The organism is Ruminococcus sp. (genome assembly GCF_016287535.1).
Taxonomy (GTDB): domain Bacteria; phylum Bacillota; class Clostridia; order Oscillospirales; family Ruminococcaceae; genus Ruminococcus.
Genome location: NZ_JAEFAJ010000001.1, coordinates 112,493 through 124,102, shown reverse-complemented (window position 1 = coordinate 124,102; position 11,610 = coordinate 112,493). Strand labels below are relative to the sequence as shown.

Here is an 11,610-nt window from a genome sequence, read left to right as displayed (position 1 = left end):
AAAATGAAAGAAAAATCAACCTTTGAGGATAATATGAATGAGCTCGGCAGAATAGTTTCTGAGCTTGAAAAAGGAGACATCCCCCTTGAAAAAGCTGTGCAGCTTTACGCCGAAGGGGTAAAACTTGCAGCATCCTGCAGGAAACAGCTTGATAAGGCACAAATAAAAATAACGGAGGACGGCGGAGATATTTCGTCAGAAAAATAAGCAATGAACAGTTTTAAAGATAAATTCAGCGAGTATATTTCATTTACAGAGGAAAACCTAAAAAGATACAACTCGACTTTACCTTCAATGGAGGCACAGAAAAACCTGATTGACGCAATGAATTATTCACTTGAAGCAGGTGGTAAAAGAATACGTCCTGTTCTTGTTTATGCGTTCTGCAGTGCTCTTTCCGGAGATTACCGAATAGCGGCTGCTCCTGCTGCTGCTATAGAGATGATACATACATTTTCTCTTATCCATGATGATCTTCCCGCAATGGACAATGATGATTTCAGGCGCGGAAAGCCATCGTGCCATAAAGCTTTCGGCGAAGCAATGGCTATTCTTGCCGGAGATGCTCTGTCAGTTCTGCCTTTTGAAATAATATCAAACGATAATGATCTCAGTGACGCCCAGAAAATAAAGATAATTTCATATCTTGCAAAGGCTGTTGGCAGAGAAGGAATGATCGGTGGACAGGTCATTGATATGGAAAACGAAACAAGAAATGATGTTGATGAAGCTAATCTCAGAAATATGTACCGTCATAAAACTGGTCAGCTCATTGCTGTTTCCTGTATGATGGGCTGTATATGTGCAGGAGCTGATGAAGCGAAGATACAGGCTGCAGCTGAATATGGTTTCAGACTCGGACTTGCTTTTCAGATAGTAGATGATATCCTTGATGTTACAAGCACTACGGAGGAACTCGGAAAGCCCGTAGGCAGTGATGAAGAAGAAAACAAAACAACTTTCGTAACACTTTACGGAGTTGAAAAAGCGCAGGAAAAAGCTAATGCAGTAACAGATGAAGCTCTTGCACATCTTGAAAAATTCGGAAATGACAGCTTTCTTGTTGAACTTACAGAAATGCTTCTGAAAAGAAAGAATTAAGATAAAGGAGCTGCGGAGTGTTTTCCGCATTCGTTTAAAATGAAGGATAATACAAGTATGAATGAAAAGGTTACTCTTGAGGAACTCCAGCTTCCGCAGGATCTGAAAAAGCTGACGATATCCCAGTGTTCTGCACTTTGCAAGGAGATACGCAATATCCTTATATCTACAGTTTCCAAAACAGGCGGACATCTTGCGTCAAACCTTGGTGTTGTTGAGCTGACCATGGCATTGCACCGAAATTTCAATTCTCCTGAAGACAAGATAGTCTGGGATGTGGGACATCAGTCCTATACACATAAAATCCTTACCGGCAGACTGGACAGATTTTCAACACTTCGTCAGGAGAATGGCATATCAGGTTTCCCGAAGCCGGAAGAATCGCCCCATGATACTTTTATAAGCGGACACAGCAGTACATCTGTTTCGGTAGCGTGCGGCATAGCCGAGGCTATGAAGCTTCAGGGCAGGGATAATTATGCAGTTGCTGTCATCGGCGATGGCGCTATGACCGGTGGTATGTTTTATGAAGCCATCAATAACTGTGGAAGAGATAAAAGGAGCAATCTTATTGTTATCCTGAATGATAACAATATGTCTATTTCCAAAAGCGTAGGCTCGCTCTCAAAATATCTAACTTCTCTCAGAAACACCGAAAAATACCTTAATACCAAGCGTGCGGTGGAACGCGGTCTCGGAAAGATACCGCTTGTCGGAACAAGCGTTGCCAAGGGCATAAAAAACGTAAAGGATTCCGTAAAATCAAACATTCTTGAGCAGAGCACAATGTTTGAGGATATGGGTTTCATTTACCTTGGTCCTGTAAACGGCCACAGCCTGTCTGAGCTGGAAGAAGTCATACATATGGCAAAATCATATCATCAGCCTGTTTTCATTCATGTTAAGACCGTTAAAGGTAAGGGATACCGTCCCGCTGAGGAAAATCCTGGTGAATACCACGGCATATCAAAATTTGATATTGCCACCGGAAATCCTGAGGTAGCGACTGCTGACAGCTATTCCACTGTTTTCGGGAGAGAGCTTGTTAAGCTTGCTGATAAGGATGACAGGATCTGCGCTATTACAGCTGCTATGAAATACGGAACAGGTTTACAGTTCTTCCATTTTAAATATCCCGACAGATTTTTTGATGTAGGTATTGCAGAGCAGCACGCCGTAACATTTGCAGGCGGACTTGCTTCAATGGGTATGGTACCGGTTTTTGCGGTATATTCAACTTTTCTTCAGCGTTCATACGATCAGCTTATACATGATGTTGCTATCGGCAAGCTTCATGTAGTTCTAGGAATCGATCGTGCTGGAATAGTCGGAGAAGACGGAGAGACTCATCAGGGTTTATTGGACGTCCCGATGCTTACATCTATTCCGAATACAGTTATATATTCTCCTTCATGCTATATGGAAATGAAAATGTGCATGAGAAAGGCGATAAATAAGGACAAATGTCTTGCAGCAGTGCGCTACCCGCGCGGTGCGGAAAAAGTAGAATTCGATCAGTCAGATATCACTACAGACTGGCTGTTCAAGCAGATCTGCAAGAGCGAAACTCTCATTATAACTTACGGAAGGCTATATAACGAAGCCTTCAAGGCTCAGAAAAAACTGAGAAAAGATGATATCAACTGCGATATACTTAAACTAACGAAGATACATCCGCTTGACAGTGAACTCGGAAGCAAGATAATAATGTATAAAAGGGTTATTTTCTTTGAGGAATCTATAGGTGAAGGCAGTATTTCCGAAAAAATCGGTGATATCCTTTCTGAACTCGGTTATTGCGGCGATTACAGCAGAGTAACTGCTGATGGTTTTGTCAAACAGGCTTCCGTCAGATCATGTCTGGAAAAGCTTGGACTTACAAGTGAAAAAATGATCGCATATATAAAAGAAAGGTGCAAAGACGATGCCGAGGCTGGACAGTGAACTTGTAGCACGCGGACTTGCGCGCAGCCGTGAACGTGCAAAAGAGATGATAAGCTCCGGTAGTATATCCGTCAACGGAAAAAATGCGAAAAAGCCGTCGGATGAAGTATCTGAAACTGACGATATCGTCTCATCGGAAAGTGATATTTATGTCGGCAGAGGAGCGCTGAAACTTGAAAAGGCCGCAGTTGAGTTCGAGATTGATTTCAGCGGCATGGTCTGTCTTGACATTGGAGCTTCCACAGGCGGATTTACGGATTATATGCTGCAGCATGGCGCTGAAAAGGTATATGCTGTTGATGTTGGTCATGGGCAGCTTGCAGAGACGCTTGATAACGATCCTCGTGTTATAAACATGGAGGGCACTGATATTCGCAGTGTGACCGCCAATGATATAGGAGGACAGGCGGATTTTGTATCTGTTGATGTTTCTTTTATCTCACTTAACAAGATACTGCCTAAGGTATATGAGCTTCTTGCAGACGGAGCTTCAGCCGCTGTTCTTATCAAACCACAGTTTGAAGCCGGCAGGAGCGATATAGGAAAACGCGGTATCGTCAAGGACAGAAAGGTGCATTTACGTATTCTTTCTGAAATTGACAGTTTTGCTGTATCAATAGGGTTTATAACGGAAAAATATACATATTCCCCAGTAAGAGGCGGAAGCGGAAATATAGAATATCTTGTCAAACTTCGCAAAGCACAGGGAGAACCTGTGATACATAATTTTAAAGAACTGATAGACAGTTCTTTCAGTAAACTATAAGGAGTGCGTTTATGAAGGCAGCGTTGTATCCTAATTTTCAAAAGCCCAATGCGCTCAGCTGCGCCCGTGAAGCTTGTGATGTGCTTGCTGACTGTGGTATAGAGGTCACTGTAAGTGAAATATTCAGAAATGATTTTTCTGATAAACCGCATATTAAATTTGAAGATATAAAAGAGTCAGCTAAAACAGCCGATGTTGTGCTTGCCATAGGCGGTGACGGAACGATACTTCGATGTGCAAAGCTGCTCATTGGCAGTGATACAAAGCTGCTCGGCATAAACACCGGAACCCTTGGTTTTATGGCAGGACTTGAAGCGAACCAGCTTGATAAGCTCAGTTTGCTTACCACAGGGGAATTTGATATTTCACAGCGTATGACGCTTGATGTGGTACATCACAGCTCAGACGGCGATATTACTGCTACTGTTCTGAATGAGGTGTCAGCCCGTTCAGGCAGCTTCCGTATCTGTGATTTCGAGGTATATGCCGATGATTATCTTGTAGGCAGATATCGTGCGGACGGAGTTCTTTTCAGTACGCCGTCAGGTTCAACTGCGTATGCTCTTTCGGCAGGCGGACCGGTCATTGAGCCGGAGCTTGAATGTGTAGAGATGACTCTTATATGTCCTCATTCACTTTTTTCAAGGGCTACGCTTTTTTCTCCCGGAAGAAAGCTTCGTATGGAAGATACAACTGTTCGTGATGACAGTATGGTCATAAATGTTGACGGAGAGCACTTCATAAACCTGAAAAAAGGTGAAAGCATAGAGATATGCCGCGGAAAGAACAATATTAATTTCATTGATATTATCGGAAATTCATTCCATGAATCACTTTGCAAGAAGATGTGCAAGCCCATAAAGTAAGGAGCGCGTTATTATGAAAAATCGCAGACACGAAGCAATACTTGAAATAATAACAGAACAGCCTGTGGCAACTCAGGAGCTTCTTATATCATTGCTTGCAGAAAGAGGCATAAAAACAACGCAGGCAACTCTTTCACGTGATATACAGCAGCTTTCGCTCATCAAGCAAAGAGATGAGCATGGTATATACCGTTATTCACTGCCTGCGGCGGCAGCGGTCGAAAAGTCACTGTTTGAAGAAGCTGTTGTTTCAGTGGACTATGCAATGAATACTATAGTCCTCAAGTGCCGTGCCGGCATGGCACAGGGAACCTGTGCGGCGATAGATTCGGTTGAACATCAGGGGATAGTCGGAACTATTGCAGGTGATGATACGATATTTATACTTGTAAGAAGTGAAGCAGATGCCAAAAAGCTCTCGAAGAAGTTTCGCAGCGAGCTTTTTCCGAGGAGGTAAGCGTTTAGATGTTAAAGGAGATATACATCAGGAACCTTGCTGTAATAAAGGAAGCGGTCATACCTCTTGGTGATAAGCTTAATATCTTCACAGGTGAAACAGGCGCAGGCAAGTCAATACTGATAAACGGAATAAACGCGGTCCTCGGGCAGCGCTGCACCAAAGATATAGTCCGTACCGGCTGCGATAAAGCTGAAATAACTGCTCTGTTCACTGATATTTCCGAAGATGTATGCAAAAAGCTTGACGAACTCGGTATTTCTCATGACAGTGATGAGATCACTGTTACAAGAGAGATCAGCGCAGACGGCGGAAGTGTTTCCCGTATTAATCGTCGTACAGCACCGGTTTCTCTTCTGAAAGAGATAGGCTCCATGTTAATAAATATACACGGCCAGCATGACAATCAGATACTGCTTGACAGTGATAAACACTTACAGATACTTGACGATTTCGGTGGTGATTATACATTGCTGAATGATTATCGGGCAACTTTCCGGGAGCTTCAGCAGACAGCGCGAAGACTCGGAGAGCTGAAAAAGCTTGAACAGTCAAGGGCTGAAAGAAGCGTTTATCTTAACGCCATAATCGACGATATAGGCGAGCTTGAACTTTGTGAAGATGAGGATGATGAGCTGGAAAAGGAATATTCAGCTGCTCAGAATTCGGAAAAAACTATTATCGCCATAAGAAATGCAGTCAGCGCCATTACAGGTGAAGAAGCGGCAAATGATATGCTTGTTTCAGCTGAGACCGAATTGGCAGGCTATACAGACGGCAGCGAAAAGCTCAATTCTCTTTATGAGAGACTCTCCGCAGCTGAGATCGAGCTTGCTGATATAGCGTCGGAGCTTGAGGCTGTAGCTGATAAGATCGAACTTGACGGTAACAGACTTGAGTACCTCGGCACACGCCTTGGTAATATCAATAAACTGAAACGTAAATATGCACTTGATAATAACGGTCTGATAAGGCTTTATGACGATGCTTGCCGTGAAGTAATGCAGCTTGAGGGCTCGGACGGCGAAATTAAGGATTTATCAGAAAAACGCGAGGAGCTTCTGCATAAAGTAACAGAACAAGCCAAAGCACTTTTCAATCACAGAGAGAATATTGCAAAGCGTTTTACGGAGCGAGTTACGGAAGAACTTGAATTCCTGAATATGGCAGGCGTTATAATCCGGGTTAGACATGAAAAAGGAAAGCTTACCGTAAACGGAATGGATTCGGTTGAGTTCCTTATCTCTGCAAACAAAGGAGAAGAGCCAAAACCTATCTCTAAGATCGCTTCCGGAGGAGAACTGTCAAGAATAATGCTTGCCCTGAAAAGTGTCATTGCTGACAAGGATTCCATACCTACAATGATTTTTGATGAGATCGACACAGGTGTAAGCGGCAAGGCGGCTCAGAAAATAGGTATAAAGCTCAGGGAGATCAGCAGAGCCAGACAGGTTATCTGCGTAACTCATCTTTCACAGATCGCAGTTATGGCTGATAATCATCTCCTGATTGAAAAACAAATAGCCGGCGAACGTACCGAAACAAATGTTATTCAGCTTGATACTGATGGCAGAGTTGACGAAATAGCGCGTATAATGGGCGGTGATAACCCAAGCAGACTTATGCTTGATAATGCCCGTGCAGAACTGAAAAAGGCTGAAAAGCTTTAATGGAGGCTGAAATTTGAAGATCTATTCCACAAGACATGGTCAGACATCATATAACAAAAAGGAGATCATTCTTGGAACTACAGATATAACGCTTGACTCCACAGGCAGAGAACAGGCAGAAGTCCTTGCAGATAAGATCGCTGATTTGGGCTGTATCGACCTTATTATATCATCACCTATGACAAGAGCGATGCAGACTGCAAGAACTGTGGCGGATAAGTGCGGACTTGATATTATTATTGAGGAAAGATTCAGAGAGTGGGATTACGGAGAATATGAAGGAAAGTCGCGCTTTACGGAAGGATTTGCCGATAATAAGGTGAATTTCGGTGTAAAAATGGGTAAAAACGGCGAATCTCTTCTTCAGCTTTCTCACAGGGTTTACTCCGCTCTTGATGATATTATAAAGATGTATAATGATAAAACGGTACTGATAGTAAGCCACGGAGGAATATGCCGAGTTATAGAAACATATTTCAACGATATGACCACAGCCGTTTTTTCAAACTGGTTCATGGAAAACTGCGGATTAATTGAGTATAATACAGACTGACAGGAGGGGATATCATGAAAATAGGCGTAGACTATTATCCTGAACAATGGGACAGGTCATTGTGGCAGGCAGATGCGGATCTGATGGCAAAAACTGGTGTAAAGCTTGTTAGGCTCGGAGAATTCTCATGGTCACGTCTTGAACCGAGTGACGGACAGTTTGACCTTCAGTGGCTTGATGAAGCGATAAGCACATTTTCACGTCATGCAATAGGTATTGTGCTTTGCACACCTACAAGCTGCCCACCGCTATGGATGTATGAAACTTATCCTGATATAGTACAGGTCGGAGCTGACGGAAAGCGTATTCCGATCGGTATAAGAGCTCACAGATGTATAAATGCACCTATGTTTCTGTATTATGCCAAACGTATAACAGAGTTACTTGCAAGACGTTACGCCAATAATCCCGCAATTGCCGCATGGCAGATCGATAACGAGATAGAAGCCTATCCCTGCACCTGTGATGTGTGCAGGAATCAGTTCAGGGACTGGCTCTTGGATAAACATGATACGCTTGAAAATATAAACGCTGCCTTCGGCAACAGCGTCTGGAGCGGTGAATACAGTGATATTTCACAGATAAATCCGCCTACTGATTATCCCAAAGCATGGCAGAATCCTGCATTATGTCTTGAATTCAGCAGATTTTCGTCAGACTCGGCTGTGAAATACATTAATGATATGTCTCAGATTATCAAGCTTGAAAATCCGCGTGCAAAGGTAACTGCAAATATATGCTTTACGAAAAATCAGCCGGATCTGTATAAACTGTTTGATTCTCTTGATTTTACGGCTTATGACAATTATCCGCCTATTATTATGTCGGGAGATAAAAAGGCTTCTCACGCATTTGTACTTGATCTTATCCGCGGCGTCAAGCAAAAGAATTTCTGGATCATGGAACAGTTGAGCGGTGCGACCGGCGGTTGGACTCCGATGTCTCCGACGCCTCGTCCTGGTCAGATAAAAGGCTATGCTATGCAGGCAATGGCTCACGGAGCTGATACTGTCATGTTTTTCCGGTGGCGTACTGCAAACAAGGGAGCAGAGATGTTCTGGCACGGCCTTATTGACCACAGCAATGTTCCGTCACGCAGGTTCAAGGAGTTTGCAGATCTCTGCCAGACCGCTCATAAACTAAGCGTGATAGAAACTACGGAACTTGTATCCGATATTGCGATACTGTATTCTCACGATGCTCACTGGGCATTCGGCATACAGCCACAGGTCGAGGGGTTCGACTATCTCGACCAACTGAGATATTTCCATTCAGCATTTGCAAGATATGGTGTAAATATTGATGTAATATCTCCTACGGCTGATCTTACAAAATACAAGGCAGTCATCGCTCCTGCAATGTATATTTACGAAAAGAATGCAGCTGAGAACATATACCGTTACGTTATAAAGGGAGGAACTCTTGTAATGACTGCACGAAGCGGTGTTAAAGATCAGTACAATAACTGTATAATGGAACCGCTTCCTACAGTTTTCAGGGAGGTTATAGGTGCTGAGGTAACAGAATATGATCCTATAGGCGGTCATGAACAGGGAATAAAAGATTTTGCGGGCAATAAATTCAAATGCAGACAGTGGTGCGATATTCTTGAACTTACAACAGCACGCGCTTACGCTGAATATACAGATTTCTTCTACAGCGGAAGCCCTGCTGTCAGCATGAATCGCTATTGCAGCGGAGTTGCATATTATGTCGGAACAGTATGTGATGCTGAATTCTATGAAAGCTTTGCCGGCAATATAATTAAACAGACAGGAATACCTCGTCTTAAAGATCTGCCGCGTGGAGTTGAAGTCACAACACGTACAAACGGACTTGATGATTATATTTTCTTTTTCAACAACTCGGATAAAGAAGCTGATATCGAGCTTCCGAAAGCAATGTTCAGTATAATAAAAGGCAATGACATGGAAAAGCTTCATCTTGATCCCTTTGACATGGAAATTGTCAGAAAGTAGGATTGAATGAGGATAGTTTTGCAACGGGTAACTTCAGCAAGCGTTAAAGTTGACGGAGAAATCATAGGAAAAATCGGAACAGGCTTTCTTTTGCTGTTTGGAGTTGGACACGATGACACGGAAGATGATTGCCGCAGACTGGCGGATAAAATTATCGGCCTGCGCATTTTCTCTGATGAGAATGACAAGATCAATCTTGATCTTGCAAATGTGGGCGGCTCTCTTCTTGTAGTTCCGCAGTTCACATTGTACGCGGATTGCCGTAAGGGAAACCGGCCGAATTTTATACAGGCTGCAAAGCCGGAAAAAGCAAATGAGCTTTATGAATATTTTATAGAGTATCTGCGGAGCAATGGACAAAATGTTCAGACAGGCTCATTTGGAGCTGATATGAAGGTCGAGCTTTTAAATGACGGACCGTTTACTGTGATACTTGAATAAAGCTGTATTAAGCCTGAGAAAAACAATTCTCAGGCTTTTTCATTCACCTCGTATAAAAGAGCTGTCATAGTCCAAAATACACATGAGGTGATGATATGATAAGGAAACGCGGAGAAAACAGAGTAATAATACTTGCAGGCTTGCTTTTTACTTCATTTATTTTCATAATATTCAGATATTATGCAGTTGCATGGAAACAGGAGTATGTCCCGGCAGCCAAAACAGAGCATACATTCACGATCGAGCTGGGAAAATGTCAGGGGACTATCTATGACAGAAATATGAGACCGTTGGTAAACTCCGAAATTGTTACGAAAGCTGCTGCGATTCCGGCATTCCTTGACAGGGAACAGACAGCTGAATACGCAGCAGACAGGGAGAGCTTCTACAGAGAATATGATAAAGGAAAGCCTTTTGTATTTGAATGTAACGATACTGTTCTCGAATCAGACGGACTTACTGTATTTGAAGTGCCTGTAAGATATTCGGAAAATCAATCAGCACGTCATATTATAGGTTATCTCTCCGATGATAAAGGTGCTGACGGTATAGAATTTGCATATGATACTGTTCTGCGAAACAGTTTTCCGGTAAACAGTGTCTCATATATTACAGACGGATTCGGAAATATACTTATAGGCGACGGCAAGACAGTTTACAGGACCAAATCGTACAAAAGCGGTGTTGTGCTGACGATCGACAAGAAAATGCAGGAAATATGTGAAGAATGCGGAAAAAATATAAATACAGGCGCAATCGTTCTTGCAGACGTAAGCAGCGGAGATATCCTTGCAATGTCAAGTTTCCCGGATTATGATCCGGAAAAAATTGAAGCAGCTTTGAATGATACCAGAAGTCCGCTTATAAACCGTGCATTATATTCATATAGTGTAGGCTCTGTTTTTAAGCTTGTAACAGCTGCAGCCGCACTTGAGCAAGGGCTTGAAAACTATTTATATGAATGTAACGGTACAACGGATGTTGAAGGGAAAATGTTCAAATGCCATAAACTTGATGGTCACGGCGTGCAGGATATGGCAACAGCAATGACGAATTCATGCAACACTTATTTTATAAATCTCGCTCGTTGCCTTGATACACGAGAATACAGGCGTCTTGCAACGTATATAGGTTTTGGGAAGGAATGCTGCCTGTGTGCAGGTATTGTCGGTACAAGCGGAGTTCTGCCTGATGAAAAGGAACTTGCTGTACCTGCGGAGCATGCAAATTTTTCATTCGGTCAGGGAAAGCTGACGGCTACGCCTTTGCAGATCACTCAGTTGACCTGTGCTATTGCAAATGGCGGTGAAATGCCATTAATGCGACTTATAAAAGGACTGACCGCAGATGGCGAAAATACAGGTAAAAAGAATCAGATACTGCATTCAAAGGTAATAAGCAGTGAAACGGCTTATAAACTTCAGAATATGATGAAACTTGCAGTAAAGGAGAATAAGAGTTCAAAAGCAAGAAGCAGTAAAGTAAGTATAGGAGCAAAAACATCAACAGCTCAGACCGGAAAGTTCAATAACGAGGGTGAGGAATTATGCCATGCGTGGATAACTGGTTTTTTTCCGGCTTCTGAGCCGAAATATGCATTGACAGTTCTTATTGAGAACGGAGGTTATGGCAACGATGCAGCTGCACCTATATTCAGGGATATTGCTGAAAGGATAACCAGTCTTGAGAAAATAGATTGAATTTTCAAATATAAAAATCAAAATAATATGAAAAATCTGTATAAAGCATTGACAATTGCATAAAACAGAGGTATAATACTAATGTATAGCATTGACGGGAATGACTGTAAATGTCATGATACAGAGAAAAAGC

General features: G+C 42.6%; 11 protein-coding genes and 1 other annotated feature (1 of these 12 running past the window's edge). All 11 genes read left to right on the top strand.

All coding sequences use genetic code 11. The annotated features are described in order from the left end of the window. The first annotated feature begins 3 nt into the window (after window positions 1–3). The gene (gene xseB, locus QZZ36_RS00590) at window positions 4–207 is read left to right on the top strand and encodes an exodeoxyribonuclease VII small subunit (protein ID WP_295075112.1); all 204 of its coding nucleotides are present in this window, start codon (window positions 4–6) and stop codon (window positions 205–207) included. Window positions 208–210: 3 nt separating this feature from the next. Beyond that, window positions 211–1,101, top strand: coding sequence for a polyprenyl synthetase family protein (locus QZZ36_RS00585; protein WP_295075109.1), 891 nt, complete (start codon window positions 211–213; stop codon window positions 1,099–1,101). Window positions 1,102–1,158: 57 nt separating this feature from the next. Continuing rightward, on the top strand, window positions 1,159–3,045 hold the full coding sequence (dxs, locus tag QZZ36_RS00580; RefSeq protein ID WP_365685266.1) for a 1-deoxy-D-xylulose-5-phosphate synthase: 1,887 nt from the start codon (window positions 1,159–1,161) through the stop codon (window positions 3,043–3,045). Further along, window positions 3,026–3,811: a TlyA family RNA methyltransferase gene (locus QZZ36_RS00575; RefSeq protein WP_295075098.1), complete on the top strand. Its 786-nt coding sequence runs from the start codon at window positions 3,026–3,028 to the stop codon at window positions 3,809–3,811. The genes dxs and QZZ36_RS00575 overlap by 20 nt, the downstream gene beginning before the upstream one ends. Window positions 3,812–3,822: 11 nt before the next feature. Further along, window positions 3,823–4,677, top strand: coding sequence for an NAD(+)/NADH kinase (locus QZZ36_RS00570; protein WP_295075095.1), 855 nt, complete (start codon window positions 3,823–3,825; stop codon window positions 4,675–4,677). A 13-nt stretch (window positions 4,678–4,690) separates the two neighbouring features. Next, a complete protein-coding gene (argR, locus tag QZZ36_RS00565) occupies window positions 4,691–5,134 on the top strand; it encodes an arginine repressor (protein WP_295075093.1) in 444 nt (147 codons plus the stop codon). A gap of 8 nt (window positions 5,135–5,142) precedes the next feature. Further along, a complete protein-coding gene (gene recN, locus QZZ36_RS00560; protein ID WP_295075090.1) occupies window positions 5,143–6,804 on the top strand; it encodes a DNA repair protein RecN in 1,662 nt (553 codons plus the stop codon). 13 nt (window positions 6,805–6,817) lie between these two features. Further along, a complete protein-coding gene (locus QZZ36_RS00555) occupies window positions 6,818–7,357 on the top strand; it encodes a histidine phosphatase family protein (RefSeq protein ID WP_295075088.1) in 540 nt (179 codons plus the stop codon). A 14-nt stretch (window positions 7,358–7,371) separates the two neighbouring features. Next, on the top strand, window positions 7,372–9,336 hold the full coding sequence (locus QZZ36_RS00550; protein WP_295075084.1) for a beta-galactosidase: 1,965 nt from the start codon (window positions 7,372–7,374) through the stop codon (window positions 9,334–9,336). A 6-nt stretch (window positions 9,337–9,342) separates the two neighbouring features. After that, on the top strand, window positions 9,343–9,777 hold the full coding sequence (gene dtd, locus QZZ36_RS00545; RefSeq protein ID WP_295075081.1) for a D-aminoacyl-tRNA deacylase: 435 nt from the start codon (window positions 9,343–9,345) through the stop codon (window positions 9,775–9,777). A 95-nt stretch (window positions 9,778–9,872) separates the two neighbouring features. Beyond that, on the top strand, window positions 9,873–11,477 hold the full coding sequence (locus tag QZZ36_RS00540) for a penicillin-binding protein 2 (protein WP_295075078.1): 1,605 nt from the start codon (window positions 9,873–9,875) through the stop codon (window positions 11,475–11,477). A gap of 82 nt (window positions 11,478–11,559) precedes the next feature. After that, window positions 11,560–11,610 (top strand) — a binding site (T-box leader) (it continues 149 nt past the right edge of the window).